Source organism: Arthrobacter sp. R-11, assembly GCF_049913155.1.
Classification (GTDB): domain Bacteria; phylum Actinomycetota; class Actinomycetes; order Actinomycetales; family Micrococcaceae; genus Arthrobacter.
Genome location: NZ_CP183979.1, coordinates 4,163,389 through 4,188,127, shown reverse-complemented (window position 1 = coordinate 4,188,127; position 24,739 = coordinate 4,163,389). Strand labels below are relative to the sequence as shown.

The following is a 24,739-nucleotide window of genomic DNA, read 5'->3' as shown; positions in this document are numbered from 1 at the left end:
CTAGACCGGCATGTCCGGCGTTGAACCACCGCGCCGGGCATGCCGCCCCTCCCCATTACCGCAATATCTGAATGGAGGAAACCGTGCGCTTCATCCTTCGCCGCCTGGGTTTCTACCTGATCGCCTTCTGGGTATCCATCACCCTGAACTTCCTGCTCCCGCGCTTCATGCCCGGCGACCCCGTCTCCCGCATGTTCGCCCGTTCCGCCGGCCAGATGCAGCCCGAACAGATCGAGGCCCTGCGCAAGCTCCTCGGCGTGGACAGCCGCCCCATCTGGGAGCAGTACGCCGACTACCTGACCAACATCGTCACTGGCAACATGGGTGTTTCCATCACCCGGTTCCCCACCCCCGTCACCGAGGTCATCGCCTCCCAGATCGGCTGGACCCTCCTGCTGGGCGGGACCGCCCTGGTGATTGCCGCCGTCGTGGGCAACCTGCTGGGCATCCTCGCCGCCTGGCGGCGTGGCGGCGCGATCGACTCGGCACTGCCGCCGCTGCTGATCTTCATCGGCTCCTTCCCGTACTTCTGGCTGGCCATGGGTGCGCTGTACCTGTTCGGCGTGATCCTCGGCTGGTTCCCGCTGCGCCACGCGTTCACCGATGGCCTGGAACCGGCCTTCAGCTGGGAATTCATCGGCGACGCCGGCGCCCACCTGGTGCTGCCGGCTTTGACGATCGTGCTGGTCTCGATCGGCGGATGGATGCTGGGCATGCGCAACACGATGATCGCCACCAACGCCGAGGACTACATCACGATGGCCGAAGCCAAGGGCCTCAGGCCGGGGCGCATCATGTTCCGCTACGCGGCCCGCAACGCCATGCTGCCCTCCGTGACCAGCTTCGGCATGAGCCTGGGCTTCGTGGTGGGTGGTGCGCTGCTGACTGAGGTGGTGTTCGCCTACCCGGGCGTCGGCTACCAGCTGCTGAACGCGGTGCAGGGCCTGGACTACCCGCTCATGCAGGGTCTGTTCCTGACCATCACGGCCGCCGTGCTGCTGGCCAACTTCCTGGTGGACATCCTGTACGTCCGCCTCGACCCGCGCGTGCGCAGCAACTGAGGGACCGATCATGACAACCGCAATTCTGAAGCCGCCCACTCAGCCCACAGCTGCCCGCAAGCCCAACCGCAGTTTCGTCCACGGACTTATCACCAACAAGAAGGCCTTGGTGGGCATGATCGTGATGCTGGTGTTCATCGCGCTTGCGTTGCTGGCCCCTGTGCTGTTTCCCGGAGACCCGTCCCGGATCACGGACATGGCCAGCCTGGAACCGTCTCCCGAGCACTGGCTCGGCACCACGGCCAAGGGTCAGGACGTGCTTGCCCTGACTGTCCATGGCTCCCGCAGTTCTCTGTTGGTCGGGTTGACTGTGGGTTTCGCCTCCACCTTTATCGGCATTTTGGTGGGCCTGGCCTCCGCCTACTTCGGCAAGGTGATCGACGAGGCATTGTCCCTGGTCACCAACGTGTTCCTGCTCCTGCCGGGCCTGCCGCTGCTGGTCATCCTGGCCGCGTTCCTGCCGCCCGGCCTGGGCACTGTGATCCTTGTCCTGGTGGTCACCGGCTGGGCCGGCTCCGCCCGGGTGCTGCGCTCTCAGGCGCTGTCCATCCGTTCCAAGGACTTCGTGGCCGCGGCCGTGGTGTCCGGTGAACGGGCCGGGCGGATCATGTTCCGCGAGATCCTGCCCAACATGGCCTCGATCGTCATGGGAACCCTGCTGGGTTGCGTCATCTACGGCATCGGCGCGCAGGCGGGCCTGGAGTTCCTGGGCCTGGGCGATGTCAGCACCGTCTCCTGGGGCAACAACCTCTTCTGGGCCGGCAACGAAGGCGCCCTGCTGACCGGTAGCTGGTGGGTCTTCGTTCCCTCGGGTATCTGCATCGCACTTGTAGCCTTCGCCCTGGCCCTCATCAACTACGCCGTGGACGAGGTCACCAACCCCCGCCTGCGGAAGATTAAGGCAGCCAAGCCGGGCTCCGCCGTCGCACCAACCGTCGTCGAGCCCGCTACGGAAAGGAGCGCCGCGAAATGACCGTCTCCCAAGTCTCTTTCGGCTCCCACGAACCCGTCCTGGAGGTCAAGGACCTCACCGTGAAGTACGTGGGCGACACCCGCTCCACCACCGCCGTCGACCGTGTCTCCTTCAGCATCGGCACCGGGGAGGTCTTCGGCCTGGCCGGCGAATCCGGCTGCGGCAAGTCCACCATCGCCAACTCGATCATGCGCCTGCTCAAGGACCCGGCGAAGATCGCCGGCGGCAGCATCCGCTTCGGCGGCAAGGACGTACTGGCGATGAGCCCCGAGGAACTGCGCCGCTTCCGCTGGCAGGACGTGGCAATGGTGTTCCAGTCGGCCATGAACTCGCTCAATCCGGTGCTGACCATCGGCGAGCAGATCACCGACATCTACACCACGCACGCCGGCTACTCCCGCAGGGAATCCCTGCGCCGGGCCGCGGAGCTGCTGGAACTGGTCCGGATCGATCCCGTCCGGCTCAGGTCCTACCCGCACCAGCTCTCCGGCGGCATGCGCCAGCGGGCCGTGATCGCCATGGCCGTGGCCCTCAAGCCCTCGCTGCTGATCCTGGATGAACCCACCACGGCGCTGGATGTGGTGGTGCAGCAGGAAATCATGGCCCAGATCAAGGAATTGCAGCACGAACTGGGCTTCTCCGTACTGTTCATCACGCATGACATGTCCCTCATGGTGGAACTCTCGCACCGCATGGCTGTGATGTACGGGGGCCGGATCGTGGAAACCGCGAAGGCCGCGGAGATCCACAGCGCCCCGCAGCACCCCTACACCCAGGCCCTCATGGGCGCGTTCCCGCCCCTCACCGGGCCGCGGGTTCCGCTCACGGGACTGGCCGACGGCGTGAAGTTCCGCAACATCCCCGACCTCGCCGAGGTCTCGCCCGGCCACTTCGTGGCACCGTTCGCGGCCACGGCCGGCGGACCCGTCCCGTCCGCGCTCCTGGAAGGAGCCTCCCGATGAGTGCCACTACCTTGGGTGCCGCAACGCCCGCCGCAGGAACCGGGCAACCCGCCCTGGAAATCCGCGGCCTCAGCAAGACCTTCCCTATCGGCGGCCTCCTGTCCAAGAAGTCCGTCCGGGCCCTGCACCAGGTGGACCTGAGCCTGGGCCACGGCGAAATCGTGGCCCTCGTCGGTGAGTCCGGTTCCGGCAAAAGCACCCTGGCCCGCTGCGTGGCCCGCCTCGAAAAGCCGAGCTCGGGGGAGATCCTGCTGGACGGCGTCGACGTCCTCAAGCGCGACCGTTTCCAGGCCTCCCGGGCGTACCGTTCCCAGCTGCAGATGGTGTTCCAGGACCCCTTCGGCTCGCTCAACCCGGCGCACCGGATCGAGCACTGCCTGCGCCGCTCCCTCGCGATCCACGGCAAGGCCGGTTCCGCCGCCGGAACGCAGCAGCGCCTCGAGGAGCTCATGGCCACCGTAGGCCTGCAGGCGGACATGCTCAATTCCTACCCGCACGAACTTTCCGGCGGGCAGCGCCAGCGCGTGGCGATCGCCCGGGCCCTGGCCGTGGAACCGCAGGTGATCCTCGCGGACGAGCCCACCTCCATGCTGGATGTTTCCGTGCGGATCGGGATCCTGAACCTGATGCGCAAACTCCGCGACGAGCAGGGCATCTCCATGCTCTACATCACCCACGACCTCGCCTCCGCCCGCTACCTCGCGGACCGCACGGCGGTGATGTTCGCCGGGGAGCTCGTGGAGGAAGGCGAGTCCTTGGACCTCCTGGCCAACCCCGCCCACCCGTACACGCAGTTGCTGGTCTCCGCGGTGCCGGACCCGGCCCGCGCCGGCTCCTACGACCCCGTCCGCAGGGCGGAGCTGCGCGCCGCGGTGATGAGTCCGGCGTCGTGCGCGTTCGACGGCGACCCCGAACAGCCCTGCTCTGCCGAGCACCCCGTCCGCCACCGCGTGGGCAGCCCCGAAAACCGCCACTGGGTGCGCTGCCACCTCTACCGTCCCGCCGCTGGCTCGGGCGGCCACGCCCTCGTAGAATCCAAGGTCTCCTGAATGACTGAACTGACCCACCCGCTCGCCACCGTTCCCCGCGGGGAACTCGTGGCCCGTGCGGAAGCCGACCCGCACCGCCCCCGCTTCCACTTCGTGTCCCCCGGCGGCTGGCTCAACGACCCCAACGGCGTCTGCCAGTGGGACGGCACGTACCACCTCTTTTACCAGTACAACCCGGAGGGTGCCTTCCACCACCGCATCCTTTGGGGCCACGCGGTCTCCACTGACCTGGTTCATTGGGAGGACGTGCCCGTGGCGCTGGAGCCGGGTTCCGGCCCGGCTGATCCTGACCGGGACGGCTGCTGGTCCGGCGTCCTGGTGAACGACGGCGGCAGGCCCACCCTGGTGTACTCCGGCCGGCACGGTGAGCACGAACTGCCCTGCGTAGCGGTGGGCTCGCCCGATCTGCTGAGCTGGAGCAAGGCCCCGGAAAACCCCGTGATCGCGGCCCCGCCAGCCGGCGTCGACATCACTGCGTACCGCGACCACTGCGTGTGGCGGGAAGGCGAGAAGTGGCGGCAGCTGGTGGGCTCAGGCATCCGTGGCCGCGGCGGCACGGCGTTCCTGTACGAGTCCGCTGACCTCCGTTCCTGGGACTACGTGGGCCCGCTGTTCATCGGCGACGCCTCGGGCGACCCGGAGGCCACGGACTGGACCGGGACCATGTGGGAATGCGTGGACCTGTTCCGTGCCGGCACGGGCACCCTGGGCGGTCCCGGTGGCCAGGGGGAGGACGCGCTGGTCTTCTCCGCATGGAACGACGGCGACACCTGCCATCCGCTGTACTGGACAGGCCGCTACTCCGGCGACACCTTCGAGCCCGCCGCCCTGCACCGGCTCGACTACGGCGGCCGCTACTTCTACGCCCCGCAGTCCTTCCAGGACGAGTCCGGCCGGCGGATCATGTTCGGCTGGCTGCAGGAAGGCCGCCCCGAGGAAACCTCGGTGGAGGCCGGCTGGTCCGGCGTGATGAGCCTGCCCCGCGTGACCACCCTGGCCGCGGACGGCACGCTGTCCTTCGCGCCGGTGCCCGAACTCGAACAGCTGCGCAGCGGACATGTCTCTTTGCCGGGGCGGGTGCTGGTGGGTGCCGGGACGCCCGTTAAGACCGGTATTTCCGGTAACCAGCTGGATATGGAACTCGAGCTGCAGCTGTCCGCCGGTTCCGTGGTGCGGCTCGGGCTGCTGGGTTCGGAAGACGGGCGCGAGGAAACCGTCGTCGAACTGGCCCTTGACGCGGACGGTTCCTCCGGAATGCTTCGGCTGGACCGCAGCCGAAGCAGCCTGTCTGCCGAAGAGGAAGGCCTGGACACCGAACCGCGGGAGGGGCCGGTCACCATGCCCGAGGGCCGCGTCTCGCTGCGCGTCCTGGTGGACCGTTCCGCCGTCGAGATCTTCGCGAACGGCAAGCCGCTCACCGCACGCGCCTACCCGGTGCTCGACGGCGGCAACGTCAGCCTGGGCGCCGTTGCGGGTTCCGCGCGGCTCCTGTCCTTCGATACCTGGACCATGGGGGAGATCTTCGGAGGAGGCAGCCGCGTCCTCTTCCCCTAAACGTAGGGGCCGACCCTCAGTACCTTTTCCAAGCCCATACCTGATGCAGGATGAGGGCGTGCTGACCCCGGCACTCACACGATTGGGCCCGTGGTCCATGTGCCGGAGCGTGGCAAGTCCCCGCTGAATCAAGACCTACTCGTATGGCAGCACCCAGACTGCCCAGAACAAAGGGATCTCATGGAAGATACACCCGCTGACTCCCGTCATGCACTCCTTACCGAAACCGGTGCGGTCGCGCTCGGCGGATCGCTCGACACTGCATCAGGCGACTCACCCTCGAAGGGATCAGCCGGGATGCGCCCGATCTATCACTTCAGCGTGCCCGACAATTGGAAGAATGACCCGCAGCGCCCCATCTACCTTGACGGGGAGTACCACTACTACTACTTGTACAACGCTGACTACCTGGATGGCGGCGCGGGGACATCGTGGCGCCGCGCGACGACCAGCGATCATGTCGCGTTCCGCGACTGCGGCGTCGCGATCCCGAAGTTCAGCAACGGCAACGGTGACTGTATGTCAGGATGTCTTGTAGTCGATGAGCGAAACACCGCGGGATATGGCGAGGGCGCCGTGATCGCCCTCGTGAGCCAGCACCCAGAAGGTCGCCAGGCTCAGTACCTCTGGTACTCGACCGACCTCGGGCGCTCGTTCCAGCCCGGTGGCACGGCGCCGGTGCTGCCGAACCCTGGAGTGCCCGACTTCCGCGATCCTAAGGTGATCTGGGACGCCGAACGTGAGCGGTGGTTCATGATCACCGCCGAGGGGCAAAAGCTCGGCTTCTACGCCTCCACGGACCTGCGGTCCTGGCAGCGTGTCGGCGAGTTCGTACGCACCGACCTGGGGCTTCTCGAGTGCCCTGACATCTTCCGCATGGCCGCTGACGACGGTACATCACACTGGATCCTCGGCACGAGCGCGAACGGCAAAGGCCGCGGCCTCCCCGCGACTTACGCGTACTGGACCGGAGCTTTCGACGGCAGTTCGTTCACGCCCGACCATCCCGAGCCGGAATGGCTTGATTATGGCTTTGACTTCTACGGGGCAGTGACCTACCCCCATCACGACGCGTCCGGGGCGGAGGATGACACCCTCCGCCGGGCTATCGGCTGGGCGAACTTCTGGGACTACCCCCACAACACGCCGACCCTCGCGACCGACGCCTACAACGGCGACGACATGATCGTGCGCGACGTCCGCCTTAAGCAGGGAAAGGGTGGCTACTACCTCGCATCCGCTCCCACGTCCGCGCTTGTAAACCATGTGAAGCACACCCACCGCCTAGGGGACGTGGCGGTAGAAGGTACTCGCGACCTCGACGTCCGGGCACTCGCCTACGACCTGTCCTGCGAGCTGGTGTGGGACCCGGCCGCCGCGCCCGCCAACCTAGGTCTCGAGGTATGCCGCGCACCCGGCGGCGGCAGGCATGTCGCCGCCGGTGCATTCCTGCGAGGACGCTTCGCCTACCTCAACCGGCGTCCCACGATCAACCCAACGGCCGGCGAAACTCAAACTCCAATCGACCCCTCGACAGGGCGCCTTACGATCCGCATCCTCGTGGATCGTACGAGCGTCGAGATGTTCATCGGAGACGGGCGCGTCGTGCACTCGCACCGGGTGTTCCCACTTGAAGCTGACAGCTGCATCCGCCTCTACGCATATGAAGGAGACGCCACATTCCGGGACCTGACGATTCGCGAACTCAACCCAACGTAATAGCCCACCCCAACTCCTGCCAGCGCAATCACGATCTCGCGTCGCAGGGTGGACCCTACACGCGCGGGACGAGATTCCAGCACAACGCCCACTCGTCGCCGGACCGACCAAGGAGAACGGTGAAGACACAGACGACAGTAAGCCGTGCCGCGGCGACCACGCCGTCGAGCTGTGAACCTCCCGGTGCCTCCCAGCCTCGACCCCTGGCACTCGGGGTCGGACGATGGATAACAAGGAGGTCCGGGAGGTTCACCGTCGTTCATCCCAGCGGTTGACTCGAGAAGAGAACGTGATCCACGTTGAGGTGGCCCCAACCGGTCGTGTTCTGGTCGACAATTTCCAGCTGCGCGCTCTGTCCGATGTAGTCGGCTACATCCCACGACTCCCAGTGCAACCGCTCACTGTCGGTGCCCGTTGCCGTCCGGACAACGACGCCGCCGACCTTGAGGTTCACCGCGGTGGGCGCATTGGGTTCACCAACGATTGCAGTCGGCGTATTCCCCAACATGATTTAGTCGACCATGATGTGGCCCCATGAGGACGACGTTGAGTTGTCGACGATCTCGAGATGTGCTGTCTTGCCACGGAGCGAATGCACGTCCCATCCGACAGTTCTTAGCGTGGTTGTGTTGTCACCGGTCGCAGTGAAGTAGACATTGCCGTCGATGACCAGTTGCACGGATGTGTTTCCGCTCGCCGTCCACGGGTAGTTGCCACCGGCGATCCTGAAGGTGACGTAGTCCCGAGTGATCGTGAAATCCGGGGACACGATGGTGCCGGTCGCCGAATCTCCCCCGTTCACATAGGTGTCCGCGACTTTCGCTCCGACTTGATTAGTGAGGCTCGCGGTGCTCGGCCCTTGGCCGGAGTAACTCCCGGTGGCGGTCCAGCCCGTGCCCCAGGTGCTGCCCTCGAAACCGTTGAGCAGGTCCGAGGGTGTGGGATGATTCCCGCCGCCGACAAGGAAATTCACATAGGGGCTGGACACGGTGAACGAGGGTGATGTGAGCGTGCCAGTCGACGAGTCGCCGCCGAGATAGCTGTTCACGAGGTTCGTTCCCAGCCATCCGCTGACGGGCTGCTGTCCGGAGAGGGTTCCGGTCGCGGGTGCGGAGCCGAACGCGCTGCCCGTCGTCGTCCAGCTGCCGTATCCGCTTTCGAAGTCCTGGTAAGCCGATCCGGCGTCCGCCAGGCCGGACACGTTCGCGAACTCCGTGATCGTGACATCGCTGAACGTTGCTGCCCCGCCGTCTGTGAACAGTTGAAGTCCCGTGTCGGTGGGATCGAGGTTCGATTTCATCGTCAGCGCCTGTTCCCCTCCGTTGACGAACACCTCGACACTTGTGGTGTCCACGAGGATGGTGAGATGTACGGAGGTGGCCTGCGGGTCGTACGGGGCGTGATTCTCCCGGTACATCGTCGGGTCATTGGCGTCGACATAGACGAAGTCGTCGAACTTGCCGACAGTGAAGTCGCGCGTGCCGTCCGGAGAACGCCGGAGCTTGATGGCTGCGTTGTCCAGGTCCGACCACGAGATGGTCGTGTCGAGGCGATACGACGTCCCGTGATAGTCCAGGTCGGTTGCTCCGTTAACCTCAATGTCTCCGAGGTCCCATTTGCGTGTTGCGTAGTCGTCGAGGGCCCCGACGGGCTTGGAAGTGAGGCGGTAGGTGCCGTCGGTCTCCTTTAGGGTCAGTTCACGCGTGATCGCGTCGGTGCCGGTGAAGCCGTCGACCGTCCAGCTCTTGGCGATGTTCGGGTGTGTCCAGTAGTTCATCCAGCCCTTCAGGAAACGCTTGCTCTGATCGGTGGATGACTCGTCGGCGTAGGTGACAGCGGCGTAGAAGTCATCGCCATAGTCAAGCCACTTGGGCACCGTGGTGTCAGGGGTGAAGGTGGTCCCATCCCAGTTGCCCGGCCAGTAGGCGAAGGTGTGCATGCTTCCGCCGGTGCTGGCGCCGAGAACCCACTGGAGAGTGTTGTCATCGGCGCGCATCTGGAAGAAGTCGGGGCACTCCGTGAAAGTGATCCCGCTCGGGGCAGGAAAGAACGATTCGAGTGTCCAGTTCTTCAGGTCCGAGGAGGTGTAGAAGTCGATCCCACTCAAGGGCTCGGCGACAAGGGCGACCCATTGGGTGTTCGCGGCATCCCATTCAATCTTCGGGTCACGGAATTCGTGGAGCCCAGGACCAGGGTTCGTCATCGCCGGAGTGGTGGTCGAGTATGGCGTGAAGGTCGCTCCGCCGTCGGTGGAGTAGTACACCCACTGATCGGTCGCGTTGGTGGGGCCCTCATCGACGGAGACGAGCGCCACGAGCGCTCCTGCACCGAATCCCGCCGTGTTGTTCGTATCGATGACGATCGATCCTGCCATAGGCGAGCCGAAGCTTGTCCCCTCAGGGATGGCAATACCCCCGTCCTTGTATACGACGTTGTCGGTCGTAGTCGCATGACGCCAAGCCGTCTGGGTTGAAACGCCGTTGTAGTCGGCGTCGTACAAGTAGTAGTAGTTGTACTCCCCGTTGAGGTAGACAGGGCGGATCGGGTCGTTCTTCCAGTGATCAGGAACGGAGAAGTGGTACTGCGGGCGGTATTGCTCGGCATCCGGGTTGTCAGCGTGGGCCGCCAGGGGGCTAAGCCCCGTGGAACCTATCACGCCGGCGAGAGCGCCGACCCAGAGGGGTAGGACGCGAGATTTCCATTTCATGATTAAGCAACCCCCATTGATTAACGCGCGTTACTAACGCGCGTTAACATGCCCATCGTCGCATCTTTGGGAAGAGTGGTGGTGCGATTGGCAGACTCGCGCTCGACGAGCCGGCCCCGGCACGCCGAGCCCAAGAACGCCGTGAAACACTGCGCCCATCTCTCGGGAACGGGAGCGCGACAGTCGTGAGAGCCGACCTTAAGCGCAGCACGGCTGGTCTCCGTCAAGGTCCACCAGCTTTCGGACACGGCGCGGCTGGCGGGCTTACCGCAAAGCACGGCTCCGCCGTTGGCCCCGCTGCCCGCTGCCACCGGAAGCGCCCGGCACAACCTGGGTGCGTACACGGTGGTGCCCGGCGGACGCTGGGAAAGCACGGGCGCCGGGTTGGCCGGAACCTTCGACAAGGACTCGACGGCGATGAGTCCGGCGTCGTTCACGGATGTGCGGGTCCAGGCCGCGGTGCGCTTCAGCGGTGAACCCTTCGCCGGTGCCATGCGCAACCGCGGCCTCGCCCCGGAACACGGCTACGGCGGTGCGGGCTCGGTGCTGCTGCGCTCTTCCGCGGACGGCTCGAGCGCGTACTACGTGAATCTGGACCCGAACCTGCGCGAAGTCCGCGTGTTTTTGCTGGTCAACGGGGTGTTCAACCCTGCGACGGGCATCCTGGCGAAGGTCCCGCTGGCCCTCTCGCAGGGCGTGAGCTACCAGCTGGACACGGCGATCCAGGGGAACCGGATTACCGTCTCCGTGGATGGCGTGCAGCTGATCGACATCACGGACGCGCAGTTCAGCTCGGGGAAGGTGGGCGTGAACGTCTTCGACGGCCGCGCCGCCTACCAGGACCTCGTCGTCACGCCGCTCTGAGCCGGAGGTAGAAGTCCCGCCGGCCCGGGTTTCGCCCGCTGAAGCGTTGTTTGCCCGCCCAAATTTGAGCGGGCAAACAACGTTTCGGCGGGGCAAAACGCGCTAGCCGAAATGCCCGACGCCGGCACCCGGCTTGGGCGCCGCCGGCACCCGGCTTGGGTACCGCCGTCGCGACAGGGATCAGGGCTGAATGAGCTCCCGGGCGAACGCGATCCACTCCGCCTGCTGCGCCGTGCCCAGGTGCCCTGCGGTCAGCCGGCGGAACTTCTCCTCCACCTCGGCCGGGCTGAGTGGATGCCGGCTCCCGCCACGGGCGTGGTCCACCCGCGAGGCGAAAGTCCCGCTGTCCGTGAAGACCTCCACCAACGGCTCCCGACCGCTTTCCGGGTCCCGCACAACCTCGATGCGCGCCAGTTGCTCCAGGACTCCGGGACCCTCGAAGTGCCTGAAGTCCTCCGGCATCAGCTCCTTGCCCTCCATCAGGAGGGCAAGGGACACCGGCAGGCTCATCCGCGCCTGGGCCGCGTCCGACGGTGCGGGCGGGCAGATCATGGGCTGCAGGAAGTCGCTGACGTGCACCCGCACGGCCCGGACATCCGCGGGATCCAGGGCCTCCGCGGCGAGGATGCCCAGGAAGGCGTCGATGGCTGTGTGGGCGCTGCGGCAGCTGGCGTAGGGCTTGATGGCGGAGTTCCCGAAGTGCCAAATGGAGCCCAGCCCTTCCACCAGGAGCCTGGGCTCCACCTCGTCGGAGCCGACGCCATCCGGACCGCCCGGTAAGCCGGCGTGGGTGGCGAAGAACCCGCCCCACACCGGTTCGAACACCTGCCACGGACCGTTCGCACCCGCCCGCGCCAGCAGCGCCGCTTCGAGGCCCGCCCGCGCGGCCTGTCCGGGGTGGAACTGCTTGGTCATGCTGCCGTCGGCGGAAAATGCCCAGCCGCCGGCACTGGAGCTCGCCGCGATGCCCAAGGCCGACGCCGACTGCCCGCCGTCCAGGCCCAGCATCACCGAGGCGGCGGCCGCTGCCGCGAACACCCCGCAGGTCGCCGTCGAATGCCAGCCCCGCGCATTGTGCCGGTCGTAGCCGCCGAGGGCGAGCTGCACCCGGCGTCCCACCTCATAGCCGGCCACCAGCGCGGGGAGGAGGCGCCCGCCGGGGCCGGCGCCGTCGTCGGGCACTTCCCCCACGGGCGTTTCCATGGCGGGAAGAAGCGAAAGCAGCACCGGGACCACGACGGCGCCGGAGTGGTCGCAGCCTTCCGTGTCGTCGATCTCGAGGCAGTGGGCCGCCACTGCGTTAACGAAGGCGGCGTCCAGCGGATCCAATGTGGCATGGTTGTGCCACAAACCCGCGACGCCGGCCAGCGGCACCGGACCAGGCCGGCGGAACACCGCCCGCGCGGCCCTGGCCGGGGGTTCGTCCTGGCCCGCCACCATGGCGCCGAGCGTGTCCAGGAGATGGTCGGAGGCCTTCCGCGCCAGCCCGGGGGAGAGGGGCCGGGACGCCATCCCGGATACCCACTCCCCCAAGCGAACGGCCAACGGCGGGAGCGCGAGGGTGGGGCCCGCCGCCGTCATGATTCCGCTGTCGTCATGATTCCCGTGCCGCCAGTTCCAGGAACCGGCGGTAAGGGTGGTCGGCTTCCACCGGCTGCCCGGCCCAGTGCGCCGCAAGTTCGCCGCACGTCGCGATCCAGGCCTCCCCGGAGGCGATTGTGGAGGACAGGAAGTCTTCCAGCATCCGCGCCCGTCCCGGGGTGCCCATGATTTCCGCGTTGAGCCGGAGCGTGAGCACTGTCCCGAAGCGCCGTGCGGCGGCGAACTCGACATCCCAGTTGTCCCGGACGGCCTCCAGGCTCTGGATGCGGGACTGTCCCGGCGGGAACGGCGGGTCCAGGTTGAAGCCCAGGTACTGCAGGTCTTCCAGTTCGTAGCGGAACGGAAGTTCCATGACGCCGGTATCGCCGAGCGGGAAGGGGCGGTCGTCGCCCGGCAGGGACGAGGACCACTGGAAACCCGCGGCGGCCATGGCCTCCGGGAAACCGGACTTCCACTCGCCGGAGGGCGTGCGGAAGCCGCGGACCTCGACGCCGGAGACCTCCTGCAGTGCGCGGGCGCCTTCGAGCATCTCGGCCAGCTGGGCTTCGAGGCCAAGGCCGTCGAAGTCGAGGTGGTGCATGCCGTGGCCCGCCAGCTCGTGCCCGCTCTGCAGCACGGAGCGGAGCAGCTCCGGGTACTGCCGCGCGATGGCCCCGGGGACGAACCAGCTGGCCGCAAGGCCCAGCCGTTCCAGCACGCGCAGCAGCCGGGCGGCGCCATGGTCCGGGCCGTACTGCCCCACCGAGCGGGACTTCAGGCGGTCCCGGTGTCCCGGGTCGAGGGCTAGGAAGGGCAGGTCGCCGTCGACGTCGATGGTGACGACGACGGCGCAGCGCGCCCCGTGCGGCCAGCCCGGCTCTTGCGGCACATACGGGACGTCCGCGGCAGCGGTGCCCGCCGCCGTCGGGATTTCCGGGAATGCGGGGCGGTCCCGAGGTGCCGGGCTTTCCGGTGAGGGGTTCATCGCGGGAGCCTTTCGTTCCAGTCCTCGGCCACGGCACAGGACGTGGTCACATGGACCTGTCCCGAGTCGACGAGCGAGCCGAGGAATTCGTCCAGCAGGAGGGCGCGGCCGGGTGTGCCGATCACCTTGGGGTGCCAAATGGTACTGACCATCAGGCCTTCGTCCGCCGCGGCGAGGATCTCGTCCCGCCAGCCGTTGAAGACCGGCCGGTAGGGTGCAACGCGGTCCAGCCCGGACGGGAAATTCGGGGCGCGGTGGTAAGCGAAGGCTGTGTAGTCGTCGAAGAGGGACTTGGCCGGCAACTCGATCAGCCCGTTGTCCGCGTGCCGGAAGGGCAGGTCGCCGTTCCGGAGCGAGCTGGAGTACAGCAGGCCTTCCTCGGCGAGGAGCTGCGCGGTCCGCGGATGCCAGTCGCCGGAGGGCGCCCGGAATCCCGCCCCCGGTGCGCCGAGGAGCTGCCGGAAGATGTCCCGGCTGTGGCGGATGATGGCCCGCTGTTCCTCCTCGGGCTTGCCGAAGAATACCTCGTGGCGGTGCCCGTGGTGGGCCATTTCGTGGCCTTCGTCCAGGACCCTCCGGCAGAGCTCCGGCCACTGTTCCACCACCCAGGATGGGGTGAAGAAGGTGGCGGAGAGTCCATGCCCGGCGAGGATGTCCAGGATCCGGGGCATGGCCCGGTGCGGACCGTAGGCGCCCAGGGTGAAGTATCCCGGCTTGCGCCAGAGGGCGCCGCTGAGCATTGCATCGCCGGTGGGCCCGTCGAGGTCGAAGGCCAGGGCCAGTGTGGCGCTGCCCGGTGTGGCGCTGCTGTCCACACCGGCCCCGGCGTTATCAGGCTTCACCGCTTACTTGACCCCGTTCAGGACCGGGTCCGTGAGGCCATAGCCCACGTTGTGGGAGTCCAGGATCTTCTTAAGGGTGCCGTCCGCCTTCATGTCCTGGAAGGCCTTGACCACCTTGTCCTGGAGCGCCGTGTTGCCCTTCTTGGTGGCGGCGCCGAACGGAAGTTCGGTGACATTGCCCAGGACCATGGCGTACTTGCCCGGGTTCTTCTTCTCGAAGTAGACCAGGTTCTCGGCGCCCTGGATCGCAGCTTGGGCACGGCCCTGATCCAGCTGCAGGCGTGCTGCCGCGCCGGAGTCGGTCGGCACGATGTTCACTGCAGGCTTGCCGGCGCCCTCGCACTTGTCCTTGCTGAAGCGCTGCAGGGCCGGGTAGTAGTCGGTCTTGGAGCTCACGGCCACGCTCTGGCCGCAGATGTCGGTGTCCTGCGTGTACTTGGCCTTGTTGGCGCCCAGCACGTAGAAGCGGCCCACCGACTTGAAGTAGTCGATGAAGTCCACGGTCTTCTGGCGTTCCACGGTGTCGGACATGCCGGAGAAGACGATGTCCACGCGGTCGGTGCGGACGGAGTTGATGAGCTGGTCGAACTTCTGCTGGGTGTACTCGACCTTCAGGCCCGTGCGCTTGCCGATTTCGGTGACGATGTCCACGTCCACGCCCACCAACTGGTTGCTGCTTTCGTCCAGGTATTCCATGGGCGGGAAATCGGGGGACAGGCCGACGCTCAGTACGCCGTCCTTGATGGTGCTCAGCTTGGCGTCGGCGCTTTTGGCGGGCGCACCGCAGGCAGTGAGTGCGAGAGCCAGGCCGAGGACGGCGGTGCCGCCCTTGAGGATGTTCTTCTTCATGGTCTTCCTTCGGGGGGAGTGGGTATTTTCTGGGGAGAGAGCGCGTTGGCTGACTTAAGGACCCGGCTACTTGAGGACCCGGGACAGGAAGGCCCGGGTCCGGGGGTTTTGCGGGTCGTCGATCACTTCGGCGGGGCTGCCTTGCTCCACGATCACGCCGCCGTCCATGAACACCACGCGGTCCGCCACCTCGCGGGCGAAGCCGATTTCATGGGTGACAACGATCATGGTCAGGCCAGCGGCTGCGAGTTCCTGCATGACCTTGAGGACCTCGCCCACCAGTTCCGGGTCCAGTGCGGAGGTGGGCTCATCGAAGAGCATGAGCCGGGGCTCCATGGCCAGGGCGCGGGCGATGGCCACGCGCTGCTGCTGCCCGCCGGAAAGCTGGCGCGGATAGGCCGTGGCGCGGTCCGCGAGGCCCACCTTTTCCAGCAGGGCCATGGCGGTCTCGTTGGCCGCGGACACGCTGTGCCCGCGGACCAGGCGCGGGGCGTGGGTGATGTTTTCCAGCACGGTCATGTGCGGGAACAGGTTGAAGCGCTGGAAGACCATTCCGATCTCGCTGCGCTGCCGGGCGATGGCGTTCTCGTGGACCTGCTGGAGGACCTCCGGGTCCTCCGTGCGGCGGTGCCCGATGACTTCGTCGCCCACGAAGACCAGCCCGGCGGTGGGTTGTTCGATGAAGTTGATGCAGCGCAGGAGGGTGGACTTCCCTGAGCCGGAGGGGCCCAGGATGCAGACCACTTCGCCGCTGCTCACCTCCAGGTCCACGCCCTTGAGGACTTCGTTGGGGCCGAAGTTCTTGATGATGTTTTCAAGCCGGACTAGTGGCTGGATGCTCATGCGACGCTCCTACGGCTGGTGAAGAACCAGACCACCTTCTGCCAGGGGGTCAGGGGCAGTGCCTTGCTGGAACTGCCCTTGGCGAAGCGGCGTTCCACGTAGTACTGGATGACGGACAGGACGGAAACGGCCAGCAGGTACCAGATGCCGGAGACGATCAGCAGCTCCATGATCATGTTGTTGACCAGGTAGACGTGTTGGGCCTCGTTCAGGACTTCCGAGGCGCCGATCGCGGACGCCAGCGAGGTGGTCTTCAACATGCCGATGGTTTCGTTTCCGATAGGCGGCAGGATGACCCGCATGGCCTGGGGCAGGACCACTGTCCGCATGGTCGCGGTGCCCGGCAGGCCGAGGGCCTTGGCCGCCTCGCCCTGGCCTTCGTCCACGGACAGGATGCCGGCGCGGACCACCTCGGAGGTGTAGGCGCCCTGGTTCAGGCCCAGGCCCAGGATCGCCGCCACGAAGGGCGAAACGATGTCCACGGTGCGGCCTTCGATGAGCCCGGGGATGCCCATGCTGGGGAAGACCAAGGCGATGTTGAACCAGAGCAGCAGCTGCAGGTATACCGGGGTGCCGCGGAAGAACCAGACGTAGATCCAGGCGATGCCGCTCACCACCGGGTTGGAGGAGAGCCGCATGACGGCGACCAGCACGCCCAGCGCGATGCCGATGAGCATGGAGACGACCGTCAGGACCACTGTGATGCCCATGCCGGACACGATGGCCGGGAAGGTGAAGTATTCGCCCACGGTGGGCCAGTCGATCTGGGCGCCCGCGAAGGAGGCGACAATCCAGGTCAGCACGGCCGCCGTCGCGATCGCGGCAATCCAGCGGGCCCAATGTTTGACCGGAACGATCCGGTAGGTGATGCGTGCCGTTGCCTGGGTGGGCGTCATGGCGAAACCTCCTGGGAGTCGGGGATGGCGAAGCCTGCCAGGCTGCTGGCCAGCGCGCCGCGCAGGGCGCTCGCCTGCGGATCGATGTTCGACGGCGAGGTACCGCCGGGTCCGGAGCGCCGGGCCAGTGCGGACTCGATGCTCAGGCGCTCGAGTGCCGCTTCGGTGATGCGGGAGTCGATGGACTGCGCCTGGGCCAGGCTCAGTTCCTCCAGCCCGATCCCTTCCGCCTCGCAGAAGTGCACCACTTCGCCCGCGACGTCGTGTGCCTGGCTGAAGGGAATGCCCTGCTCGGCAAGCCAGTCGGCCAGCTCGGTGGCGAGCGTGAAGCCCTGCACCGCCTGGCGCCGCATCGTCTCGGCGCGGACGGTGAACGTCCGCACCATGCCGGTGATGGCGGGCAGGACCAGTTCGAGGGTGTCCGTGCTGTCGAAGGAAAAGTGCTTGTCCTCCGCAAGGTCACGGTTGTAGGCGAAGGGCAGTCCCTTGAGCACGCCGAGCATGCCGCTGAGGTTGGCGTTCAGGCGGGCCGCCTTGCCGCGCGAGAGCTCGGCGATGTCCGGGTTCTTCTTCTGCGGCATGATCGACGAGCCGGTGGACCAGGAGTCGTGCAGCCCGATCCAGCCGAACTGGGTGGTGGACCAGTAGCACAGCTCTTCGCTCAGCCGGGAGATATCCGTGGCCAGCATGGCGGTGGCGTAGAGGAAGTCGGCAACGTGGTCGCGGCTGGAAACGCCGTCGATCGAGTTGACTACCAGGCCGGAGAAACCCTGCTCGCGGGCCGCAGTGAGGGGCTCATGGCTGAGCGGGTTTCCCGCCAGTGCCGCTGCACCCAAGGGCGAGAGCGACGACGATTCCCACGCGTTGCGGAGGCGCTGGACATTGCGCGAGATCGCAGAGGCGTGCGCCAGCAGCTGGTGCCCGAAGGTGATGGGCTGGGCGGGCTGCAGGTGCGTGAAACCCGGCGCCGCGACGTCGCGGTTTTCCTCCGCCCGCTGGATCAGCGCCTCGACAAGTTCCGCCGCCCCCGCGGCAAGGCGGGCCGCCGCCGCCCGGAGGTAGAGCCGCAATTCGTTGGCGGTCTGGTCGTTGCGGCTGCGGCCGGCCCGGAGCTTTCCGCCCACCGTGCCCAGCCGCTCCACGAGCACCCGCTCCAGGTAGCCGTGGACGTCTTCGTCCTCGGCGGTGGGGCGGAGCTGCCCGGATTCGTGCTCGGCCACGATGTCATCGAGCGTGCTGCTGATCGTGGCGCGCTCGCTTTCGCTCAGCAGGCCGGCCCGGAGCAGTTCACCGGCGTGGGCCTTCGAGCCGATCACGTCGAAGCGGACCATCCGGTAGTACTCCGGAGGGCAGCGGGAGATGTCCTCAAGGGCCTTGGCCGAGGGGGCGGAGAAGCGTCCGCCCCAGAGTTTGCCGGCCTCGTGATGCCCGGCGTCTTGTGCCTGAGCAACGCTCATGCTGTGATCCTTCCCACAAGTTTCTCCATGAATGTATGACAATATTTGCCACAGATGCCACCCAAGTCAAGAAATTGTCTGGCAAAATTGCTTTCATGACGTCGAATGGTGCGCTGTGGGGAGATCTGGGAACATGAGCGGCATGAGTGATACCAAGGGGGAAGCGGCAGGGGCATCGACGCCCGCGGCCGAGAATATTGCGGAGGAAATCCGCCGCGCCATCGTCAGCGGCGAGCTTGCCGCCGGGGCTCCCGTCACCGAGAAATGGGTCGCAGGGCAGTACTCCGTTTCACGCACCACCATCCGCGAAGTGCTGAACTACCTCATCGGCGAGGGGTATCTGGTCCGCCGTCCCTACCACAGCGCTCAGGTGCGCTCGTTCACGGAGAAGGAAGTCCGGGACATCATGGAAGCCCGCGAACTGGTGGAAGTCCATGCGGGCATCCGGTCCATCGCCGCGGGCAAGGCCAGCAAGGAACGCCTCCGCGAGGCCCTCGCCAGCTACCTTGAAGCGATGGATTCCGGCGACATCGCGGAGAGCTCCCGCAGGCACCGCGAACTGCATGTGGCGCTGGTGGGAATGTCCGGGAACGAGCGGCTCATGAAGCAGGAAGAGCAGCTCATGATCGACTCCTCGCTCTTCGTGGCGGTCATCGATTCCCGGCGCGACGACATCGAGAAGATGAAGCGCGTCCACACCCAGCTTGTGGAGGCCTTCCTGGAAGGCGACCAGGAACTTTCGGTGCAGCTGGTGCGCCAGCACCTGGGCATGGTGGAGAAGGCCGCGATCGAGGAACTGGAACCCTCGCCGCGCTGACTTTTGGCACGCACGCCCGACGGCGGCACCCGAGTTGGGTGGCGCCGTCGTCGTCCATATCGGGTTGTTAAGCCCGCCTTAGGCCCGGGCCGTCACCGGCGGGATGGCCGACCACGGGAAGGTGATCCACTTGTCCGTGCGGCGCCACTCGTAATCGGGCTCCAGGATGGTGCGGGGCTTGGTGTAGAGGCACACGGTCCTGACCTCGGCGCCCCAGTCGGCGATGAGTTCAACCACCTTGGCCAGGGTGCGACCGGAGTCCGAGACGTCGTCCACCAGGAGCACCTTCTTGCCGTGCAGGGCGCCTTCGTCCAGCATGGGCGGCAGGACCACGGGCTCGGGCAGCACGGTGCCGATGCCTGTGTAGAACTCGACGTTCAGGGCGCCGCAGGCCTTTACGCCCAGCGCGTACGAGATGGAACCGGCCAGCAGCAGCCCGCCGCGGGCGATCGCGACGACGACGTCGGGCTGGAAGCCGCTGTCCACCACGGTCTGGGCGAGCTCGCGGGAGGCGTCCCCGAAGGTGTCCCACGTGAGGACTTCGCGCTCGGGTTCGGGGAGGACGGCAGCGCCGGAATCGTGGAGGGTGGTCATCTCAGTACTCGCCCTTGATGACGAAGAACGAGCCCCGGATCTCGCCTGCCAGCTTGGACTTCTGGCGGGCGAACTTGAACTTCTCCGCCAGCTCTTCCGGGACCTCCATGCCCTGGGAGAGCTTGAACCCCACGGCGCGCTTCTTCCCTTCCTCCAGGCCGTACATCACGTTGATGGACAGTCCGGATTCGTAGAAGACGTAGTCCATGCGCAGCCCGTCGACCTCGAAGGAGGACACTTCCAGCGGGGTGGAAGCGATGACGATTTCCCGCTCCTCGGCCAGGATGCGGTGGATCCGCTCAAGGATCTCCGGAGCCTCCGCCGCAGCCGTGACCGTGAAGACGTGGCCGTACTTGTTCCTGTAATAGCGGGCCTCGTTGGCGCGCAGCCCGGCGAGGGCCTCCGCCACCGGGGACGACTCCAAACCAGTGGTGGAGACCTTCTCAAAGTCAACGACGTACGACATGCACCCTCCCGAAATCCGTCCTGTCACGACAACCATAGCGAGCGGGGCCTTTCCGTGTTGTCCGCGCCGGGCCGCGCCGGGCCGCTCAGCCGAGCGGAAGCGCCGGATCGAGGCCCGGCGAGTGCGAGGTCATGCTGATCAGCCGGCCGTTCGCGCCGAAGGTGAAGTGCACCGGTTCGGTCCCGGCCTCGTCCCAGCCGAAGAGGTAGCCGTGCGAGCGGATGGCCGTGACGTCCCGGTGGTCGGCGATGGTCACGGAGCCGCAGGGGATGACCTTTTCGCGCCAGGTGAAGACGTAGATGCCCGGGCGGATCTGGAAGGTGGTGTTGGTGTCCGTGTCGGCCAGGCCGCGCTCGGGTCCGGCCAGGCACTGCCACGTGTACCACTGCGGGCTGAGGTAGACGTGCTCGTAGGCGTGGATGTCGCTGTACACCCACTCCACGCGGCGGCCGATCAGCGCCGTGGTCTCCGCAACGGGCTCCCCCGTGGGCTCGGATCCGACGATCACGCCGGGCAGGAACTCATGGCGGACGGCGGTCTCGCCCGGTTCAGCGTGGCCCAGGACGGCGCCGACGAACAGGGCGCGGCCGAAGTCCAGATCCAGGAACAGGGACACCGAGAAGTTGCGGTCGGCGGTCGAGTGCCATTGGGCGTAGTACAGGCCTTCGGCCACGGCAAAGGCCTCGTAATGGTCGTCCCCGGACCGTCCCCCGGCGCTCCAGGCAACGGTGCTTCCGCCGAACTCGAAAACGAAGCTGCCGCCGTCGGCCTTATCGGAGCCGCCCGGCACGGGATCGATCTGGACGGTCACCTTGCTGCCTGCCAGGTCCCGGACCGGGGTGGCCTTGTTGGCGTCGAAGCCGGGAGCCAGGCCGTCCAGGGGCAGCCAGGTGGAGGTGTCGAGGAGGTTGTTGCTCATGGTGTGTCCTTATGTACAAGTGACGGCCTCAAGGACCGGCCGTCTGCAATGGCGGCATCAGGCCCGCTGTGTGCCGGGTCACGTTGCGCGGCGGGCTTGGCTCCCAGCGTAGGGAGGGATGCGCGCGGCTTCCTTGTCTGCGAGCGAAGGCCGCTTGTCGAAACTGGCAAGCCCGGATTCCCGCCCGCAGGCACATGCACCGAGCGACAAGTCGCGTTCGCGGTCTGTCAAACCGCGATGCAGCTTCCGCTGGCAGCATGGGGGAAAAGTTTTCGGACAGGAGCATGCGGTGGACCTTGGACTGGCGGGAAAGACGGTGCTGCTTTCGGGTGCGGCCTCGGGCATCGGCCGGGCCTGTGCGCTCGCCTTCGCCCGCGAGGGCGCCCGGCTTGCGCTGCTTGATGTCGACGCCGACGCCGGGGCCGTCCTCCAGCGCGAACTCGCCAAGGTGCCGGGTGCGGGAGCTTCCCGCTTCTACCGCACGGACGTCAGCGATGAGGCGGACGTCCGCCGGGCCGTGGAGTCCACGGCTGCGGCCTTCGGCGGGATCGACGCTGTGGTGGGCTGCGCCGGGATCTCCGGCCCGATCGGGACCGGTCTGGAGGACGTGGCCGTGGCCGAGTTCCGGCGCGTGATGGATGTGAACGTCACCGGGCAGTTCCTGCTGGCCAGGCATTCCGCGCCGTTCCTCCGGGCCTCCGAAGCCGGGGCCATGGTGCTGCTGGCCTCCGATTCCAGCTTCGTGGCCGCGCCGGGAATGGTGCCGTACAACGCCTCCAAGGGCGCGGTGCTGCAGCTGACCCGGGCGTTGTCCGTGGAACTGGCCGGTGACGGGATCCGCGTCAACTGCGTCTGCCCGTCCGTGGTGGACACCCCTATGGCCCGGGCCGACCTTGGCGAAAGCTCGGAGTCGCTCCGGTCCCGCGATTTCCCGGTCCAGGGCCCGGAGCAGGTAGCCAACCACGTGCTGTACCTGGCTTCCCCTGCGTCCGCACCCGTCAACGGCACCAGCCTGGTGTCCGATTTTGGCTACCTCGCCCGTTCGTCCTTCCCCGCTTGAGCAGTTCCACGACCCCCAACCCAAGGAGCACCAATGACCAGTACCAAAGCACTCGCCGGACAGGTGGCTCTCGTGACCGGAGGCGGCACGGGCATCGGCGAGGCCATCGCCGCCCGGCTGCTGCAGGAAGGCGCCGCGGTCGCCGTCGTCGGCCGCCGCAAGGAGCCGCTGGACGCCGTCGCGCAGAAGCACGGCGCCTTCCCGGTGGTGGCGGACGTGGCCGATGCCGCCCAGGCGCGGGCCGCCGTCGACGCCGTGGTGGAAAAGTTCGGCCGCCTGGACATGGTGGTGGCCAACGCCGGCGGGCACGGCTTTGCGTCCGTGGAGGAGACCGACGACGCCGCGTGGCAGGCCAGCCTGAACGCCAACCTGACAACGGCCTTCACCACCCTGCGCGAGGCTCTGCCGCAGTTGAAGCAGAACGGCGGGCGCGCGGTGGTGGTGTCCTCCCTGGCCGGCTTGTTCGCGGGTCCTAACGTGGCCGGATACACGGTGGGCAAGCATGCGCTCATCGGGCTTACCAGGTCGCTGGCCCGCGACTACGGCCGGCACGGCGTCCGGGTGAACGCACTGTGCCCGGGCTGGGTCCGCACACCGATGGCCGACGCTGAGATGGACCAGTACGCCGAAGGCGCCGGACTGTCCGGGCGCGAGGAAGCCTACGGCGCCGTGACCGCGAATGTGCCGCTGGGCCGGGCGGCGGAGCCGGCCGAGATGGCGGGCGTGGTGAACTTCCTGCTGTCCGGGGACTCCTCGTACATCACCGGCGCGACGATCGTGGCCGACGGCGGCGCGCACGTAGTGGACCTGCCCACCATTGCGTTCGACGGCGTCGTATAGCCGGTTCATCAAACGGAGCAGTCCTCCTCCACAAGTTGTTTGTGGAGGAGGACTGCTTTCGTGTTTCGGAGACGAGGGCTGCGGAAGGCTAGCGCTTCGCGGCGACAGCGGCGGTCTCGCCGTCGGACATCGCTTTCCACTCGGCCACTCGGGCCTGGTGCAGGGGCGACTTGCGGACCACGGCGTAGGCCACGCCCAGGACGGCGAACCAGATCGGGGTGACCAGCAGCGCGGTCAGAGTGTCCGGCTGGGTGGTCAAGGCCCACACCAGGAAGCCGAAGAAGGCGAAGACCACCCATACCATCGCGATGCCGCCGGGCATCTTGTACGGGGATGCGGCGTGCTGTTCGGGCCGGCGCTTGCGGTACACGAGGTAGCTCGCCAGGATGATCGACCACACGAACATGAAGCAGACGGCCGAGACGGTGGTGACCATGTCGAACGCCGCGCCGACGTCCTTGCCCGCGTAGAGCAGCACGACGCCGGCCAGGAGCAGCACGCAGGACAGGAACAGGGCGTTCTGCGGAACCTTGCGGCTGGAAAGCTTGCCGAACACCTTGGGGGCGTCGCCGTCGTTCGCCAGGCCGAAGACCATGCGCGAGGTGGAGTAGATGCCGGAGTTGGCCGAGGACATCGCGGAGGTCAGCACCACCAGGTTCACCACGGTGGCGGCGATGCCCAGCCCCGCCAGGGAGAACATGGCGATGAACGGGCTGTGACCGGCCTTGAATTCGGTCCACGGGGTGACGGACATCAGGATGATGAGGGCGCCGACGTAGAAGAGCATCACGCGCACCGGGATGGCGTTGATGGCGCGGGGCAGGTTGTGCTCCGGGTTCTTGGTTTCCGCCGCGGCGGTGCCCACCAATTCGATGCCCACGAAGGCGAAGACGGCGATCTGGAAGCCGGCCACGAAGCCCATGAACTCCTTGGGGAAGAACCCGCCGTGCTGCCACAGGTTCGCGAAGCCGGCCGCCCCGGCGTCGGACTTGAAGCCGGTGAAGATCATCACCAGGCCCACCACGATCAGCGCCACGATGGCCACGATCTTGATCAGCGCGAACCAGAATTCGGTTTCGCCGAAGGCCTTCACCGTGGGCAGGTTCAGCAGGAGCAGGATCACGATGGTGGCCAGGCCCGGGATCCAGAGCGGGATGCCCGGCCAGAGCTCGTTCGCGTAGCCCGCGATCGCGATGACGTCGGCAACACCTGTCACAACCCAGCAGAACCAGTAGGTCCAGCCGGTGAAGAAGCCTGCCCAGGGGCCGAGGAGGTCGCCCGCGAAATCGCTGAAGGACTTGTAGTTCAGGTTGGACAGCAGCAGCTGGCCCATGGCGCGCATGACGAAGAACAGCATGAAGCCGATGATCATGTACACGAAAATCACGGAAGGGCCGGCCACGGAAATGGTCTTGCCGGAGCCCATGAAGAGGCCCGTTCCGATGGCCCCGCCGATTGCCAGGAGCTGGATGTGGCGGTTGCTCAGCGAGCGGGAGAGGTGGGGCTCGCTGTCCTTGCTGGAGGCAGTGCGCTGCCCCGTGGTTGTCTGCTCAGACATATATGGGTCCTTTGAGTGATTCGCCGCACGAGTGATGTGGCTAACAAAACGACGTACCAAAGGTATCGCCTGTCGCTCTGAATCGCATGATTGAACGTTTCACTCAGAATTTCACACTCAAGGCGGCTTGCGTTCCTGGGGTG

23 protein-coding genes are annotated in these 24,739 nt (G+C 66.7%); 10 read left to right on the top strand and 13 right to left on the bottom strand.

What is annotated here, in order from left to right; genetic code table 11:
• Positions 1-83: 83 nt before the first annotated feature.
• The 6 genes from ACN9M4_RS19080 to ACN9M4_RS19055 all read left to right on the top strand — a co-directional run bounded on the left by ACN9M4_RS19080 (position 84) and on the right by ACN9M4_RS19055 (position 7,318).
• A complete protein-coding gene (locus ACN9M4_RS19080; protein WP_426300702.1) occupies positions 84-1,061 on the top strand; it encodes an ABC transporter permease in 978 nt (325 codons plus the stop codon).
• A 10-nt stretch (positions 1,062-1,071) separates the two neighbouring features.
• Complete coding sequence (locus ACN9M4_RS19075; RefSeq protein ID WP_426300700.1) at positions 1,072-2,034, top strand: ABC transporter permease; 963 nt, start codon at positions 1,072-1,074, stop codon at positions 2,032-2,034.
• Complete coding sequence (locus ACN9M4_RS19070; protein WP_426300698.1) at positions 2,031-2,996, top strand: ABC transporter ATP-binding protein; 966 nt, start codon at positions 2,031-2,033, stop codon at positions 2,994-2,996. The genes ACN9M4_RS19075 and ACN9M4_RS19070 overlap by 4 nt, the downstream gene beginning before the upstream one ends.
• The gene (locus ACN9M4_RS19065; RefSeq protein WP_426300696.1) at positions 2,993-4,045 is read left to right on the top strand and encodes an ATP-binding cassette domain-containing protein; all 1,053 of its coding nucleotides are present in this window, start codon (positions 2,993-2,995) and stop codon (positions 4,043-4,045) included. The genes ACN9M4_RS19070 and ACN9M4_RS19065 overlap by 4 nt, the downstream gene beginning before the upstream one ends.
• On the top strand, positions 4,046-5,599 hold the full coding sequence (locus tag ACN9M4_RS19060) for a glycoside hydrolase family 32 protein (protein ID WP_426300694.1): 1,554 nt from the start codon (positions 4,046-4,048) through the stop codon (positions 5,597-5,599).
• A gap of 297 nt (positions 5,600-5,896) precedes the next feature.
• On the top strand, positions 5,897-7,318 hold the full coding sequence (locus ACN9M4_RS19055; protein WP_426303544.1) for a glycoside hydrolase family 32 protein: 1,422 nt from the start codon (positions 5,897-5,899) through the stop codon (positions 7,316-7,318).
• Positions 7,319-7,577: 259 nt separating this feature from the next.
• Here ACN9M4_RS19055 and ACN9M4_RS19050 read toward each other — a convergent pair whose 3' ends face one another.
• Positions 7,578-7,826, bottom strand: a complete 249-nt coding sequence (locus ACN9M4_RS19050; RefSeq protein WP_426300692.1) for a hypothetical protein — start codon at positions 7,824-7,826, stop codon at positions 7,578-7,580.
• A 3-nt stretch (positions 7,827-7,829) separates the two neighbouring features.
• On the bottom strand, positions 7,830-10,025 hold the full coding sequence (locus ACN9M4_RS19045) for a glycoside hydrolase family 32 protein (RefSeq protein ID WP_426300690.1): 2,196 nt from the start codon (positions 10,023-10,025) through the stop codon (positions 7,830-7,832).
• Between the two features lie 288 nt (positions 10,026-10,313).
• Between ACN9M4_RS19045 and ACN9M4_RS19040 the strand changes: the two genes are divergently transcribed.
• Entirely contained in the window at positions 10,314-10,889 is a 576-nt protein-coding gene (locus ACN9M4_RS19040; protein ID WP_426300688.1) for a hypothetical protein, read from the top strand.
• A 180-nt stretch (positions 10,890-11,069) separates the two neighbouring features.
• Here ACN9M4_RS19040 and ACN9M4_RS19035 read toward each other — a convergent pair whose 3' ends face one another.
• The 7 genes from ACN9M4_RS19035 to argH form a co-directional block, all read right to left on the bottom strand.
• Positions 11,070-12,401 carry an MmgE/PrpD family protein gene (locus tag ACN9M4_RS19035; RefSeq protein WP_426300686.1) on the bottom strand — a complete coding sequence of 444 codons (1,332 nt, stop codon included), beginning with the start codon at positions 12,399-12,401 and terminating at the stop codon, positions 11,070-11,072.
• Positions 12,402-12,483: 82 nt separating this feature from the next.
• Positions 12,484-13,455, bottom strand: a complete 972-nt coding sequence (locus ACN9M4_RS19030) for a polysaccharide deacetylase family protein (RefSeq protein WP_426300684.1) — start codon at positions 13,453-13,455, stop codon at positions 12,484-12,486.
• Positions 13,452-14,297: a polysaccharide deacetylase family protein gene (locus ACN9M4_RS19025; RefSeq protein WP_426300682.1), complete on the bottom strand. Its 846-nt coding sequence runs from the start codon at positions 14,295-14,297 to the stop codon at positions 13,452-13,454. The genes ACN9M4_RS19030 and ACN9M4_RS19025 overlap by 4 nt, the downstream gene beginning before the upstream one ends.
• A gap of 3 nt (positions 14,298-14,300) precedes the next feature.
• On the bottom strand, positions 14,301-15,146 hold the full coding sequence (locus ACN9M4_RS19020; RefSeq protein WP_426300680.1) for an ABC transporter substrate-binding protein: 846 nt from the start codon (positions 15,144-15,146) through the stop codon (positions 14,301-14,303).
• Positions 15,147-15,212: 66 nt separating this feature from the next.
• On the bottom strand, positions 15,213-15,989 hold the full coding sequence (locus ACN9M4_RS19015) for an amino acid ABC transporter ATP-binding protein (RefSeq protein ID WP_426300678.1): 777 nt from the start codon (positions 15,987-15,989) through the stop codon (positions 15,213-15,215).
• A complete protein-coding gene (locus tag ACN9M4_RS19010) occupies positions 15,986-16,885 on the bottom strand; it encodes an amino acid ABC transporter permease (RefSeq protein ID WP_426300676.1) in 900 nt (299 codons plus the stop codon). The genes ACN9M4_RS19015 and ACN9M4_RS19010 overlap by 4 nt, the downstream gene beginning before the upstream one ends.
• A complete protein-coding gene (gene argH, locus ACN9M4_RS19005; protein WP_426300674.1) occupies positions 16,882-18,342 on the bottom strand; it encodes an argininosuccinate lyase in 1,461 nt (486 codons plus the stop codon). The genes ACN9M4_RS19010 and argH overlap by 4 nt, the downstream gene beginning before the upstream one ends.
• A 142-nt stretch (positions 18,343-18,484) precedes the next feature.
• Here argH and ACN9M4_RS19000 point away from each other — a divergent pair, with 142 nt between their 5' ends.
• Positions 18,485-19,159 carry a GntR family transcriptional regulator gene (locus ACN9M4_RS19000; RefSeq protein ID WP_426300672.1) on the top strand — a complete coding sequence of 225 codons (675 nt, stop codon included), beginning with the start codon at positions 18,485-18,487 and terminating at the stop codon, positions 19,157-19,159.
• Between the two features lie 78 nt (positions 19,160-19,237).
• Here ACN9M4_RS19000 and ACN9M4_RS18995 read toward each other — a convergent pair whose 3' ends face one another.
• The 3 genes from ACN9M4_RS18995 to ACN9M4_RS18985 all read right to left on the bottom strand — a co-directional run bounded on the left by ACN9M4_RS18995 (position 19,238) and on the right by ACN9M4_RS18985 (position 21,138).
• Positions 19,238-19,753: a phosphoribosyltransferase gene (locus ACN9M4_RS18995; protein WP_426300670.1), complete on the bottom strand. Its 516-nt coding sequence runs from the start codon at positions 19,751-19,753 to the stop codon at positions 19,238-19,240.
• Position 19,754: 1 nt separating this feature from the next.
• Entirely contained in the window at positions 19,755-20,219 is a 465-nt protein-coding gene (locus ACN9M4_RS18990; RefSeq protein WP_426300668.1) for a phage tail protein, read from the bottom strand.
• Between the two features lie 85 nt (positions 20,220-20,304).
• Positions 20,305-21,138 carry a MoaF C-terminal domain-containing protein gene (locus tag ACN9M4_RS18985; protein ID WP_426300666.1) on the bottom strand — a complete coding sequence of 278 codons (834 nt, stop codon included), beginning with the start codon at positions 21,136-21,138 and terminating at the stop codon, positions 20,305-20,307.
• A gap of 289 nt (positions 21,139-21,427) precedes the next feature.
• On the opposite strand from ACN9M4_RS18985, the gene ACN9M4_RS18980 reads away from it, so the two are divergent.
• Complete coding sequence (locus tag ACN9M4_RS18980; protein ID WP_426300665.1) at positions 21,428-22,198, top strand: SDR family NAD(P)-dependent oxidoreductase; 771 nt, start codon at positions 21,428-21,430, stop codon at positions 22,196-22,198.
• A 33-nt stretch (positions 22,199-22,231) separates the two neighbouring features.
• Positions 22,232-23,038 carry an SDR family NAD(P)-dependent oxidoreductase gene (locus ACN9M4_RS18975; protein ID WP_426300663.1) on the top strand — a complete coding sequence of 269 codons (807 nt, stop codon included), beginning with the start codon at positions 22,232-22,234 and terminating at the stop codon, positions 23,036-23,038.
• 88 nt (positions 23,039-23,126) lie between these two features.
• On the opposite strand, the gene cycA is transcribed toward ACN9M4_RS18975, so the two are convergent.
• A complete protein-coding gene (gene cycA, locus ACN9M4_RS18970) occupies positions 23,127-24,596 on the bottom strand; it encodes a D-serine/D-alanine/glycine transporter (protein ID WP_426300661.1) in 1,470 nt (489 codons plus the stop codon).
• Between the last annotated feature and the right edge of the window lie 143 nt (positions 24,597-24,739).

What these genes read in the sequence shown, in the direction of transcription:
- ACN9M4_RS18995 (WP_426300670.1), bottom strand. Translation starts at nt 19,753, where the DNA reads ATGACCACCCTCCACGATTCCGGCGCTGCCGTCCTCCCCGAACCCGAG.
- ACN9M4_RS19050 (WP_426300692.1), bottom strand. Translation starts at nt 7,826, where the DNA reads ATGTTGGGGAATACGCCGACTGCAATCGTTGGTGAACCCAATGCGCCC.
- ACN9M4_RS19015 (WP_426300678.1), bottom strand. Translation starts at nt 15,989, where the DNA reads ATGAGCATCCAGCCACTAGTCCGGCTTGAAAACATCATCAAGAACTTC.
- ACN9M4_RS19065 (WP_426300696.1), top strand. Translation starts at nt 2,993, where the DNA reads ATGAGTGCCACTACCTTGGGTGCCGCAACGCCCGCCGCAGGAACCGGG.
- ACN9M4_RS19030 (WP_426300684.1), bottom strand. Translation starts at nt 13,455, where the DNA reads ATGAACCCCTCACCGGAAAGCCCGGCACCTCGGGACCGCCCCGCATTC.
- ACN9M4_RS19010 (WP_426300676.1), bottom strand. Translation starts at nt 16,885, where the DNA reads ATGACGCCCACCCAGGCAACGGCACGCATCACCTACCGGATCGTTCCG.
- ACN9M4_RS18985 (WP_426300666.1), bottom strand. Translation starts at nt 21,138, where the DNA reads ATGAGCAACAACCTCCTCGACACCTCCACCTGGCTGCCCCTGGACGGC.
- ACN9M4_RS19000 (WP_426300672.1), top strand. Translation starts at nt 18,485, where the DNA reads ATGAGTGATACCAAGGGGGAAGCGGCAGGGGCATCGACGCCCGCGGCC.
- ACN9M4_RS18975 (WP_426300663.1), top strand. Translation starts at nt 22,232, where the DNA reads ATGACCAGTACCAAAGCACTCGCCGGACAGGTGGCTCTCGTGACCGGA.
- ACN9M4_RS18990 (WP_426300668.1), bottom strand. Translation starts at nt 20,219, where the DNA reads ATGTCGTACGTCGTTGACTTTGAGAAGGTCTCCACCACTGGTTTGGAG.
- argH (WP_426300674.1), bottom strand. Translation starts at nt 18,342, where the DNA reads ATGAGCGTTGCTCAGGCACAAGACGCCGGGCATCACGAGGCCGGCAAA.
- ACN9M4_RS19020 (WP_426300680.1), bottom strand. Translation starts at nt 15,146, where the DNA reads ATGAAGAAGAACATCCTCAAGGGCGGCACCGCCGTCCTCGGCCTGGCT.
- ACN9M4_RS19070 (WP_426300698.1), top strand. Translation starts at nt 2,031, where the DNA reads ATGACCGTCTCCCAAGTCTCTTTCGGCTCCCACGAACCCGTCCTGGAG.
- cycA (WP_426300661.1), bottom strand. Translation starts at nt 24,596, where the DNA reads ATGTCTGAGCAGACAACCACGGGGCAGCGCACTGCCTCCAGCAAGGAC.
- ACN9M4_RS19055 (WP_426303544.1), top strand. Translation starts at nt 5,897, where the DNA reads ATGCGCCCGATCTATCACTTCAGCGTGCCCGACAATTGGAAGAATGAC.
- ACN9M4_RS19075 (WP_426300700.1), top strand. Translation starts at nt 1,072, where the DNA reads ATGACAACCGCAATTCTGAAGCCGCCCACTCAGCCCACAGCTGCCCGC.
- ACN9M4_RS19035 (WP_426300686.1), bottom strand. Translation starts at nt 12,401, where the DNA reads ATGGCGTCCCGGCCCCTCTCCCCCGGGCTGGCGCGGAAGGCCTCCGAC.
- ACN9M4_RS19045 (WP_426300690.1), bottom strand. Translation starts at nt 10,025, where the DNA reads ATGAAATGGAAATCTCGCGTCCTACCCCTCTGGGTCGGCGCTCTCGCC.
- ACN9M4_RS19060 (WP_426300694.1), top strand. Translation starts at nt 4,046, where the DNA reads ATGACTGAACTGACCCACCCGCTCGCCACCGTTCCCCGCGGGGAACTC.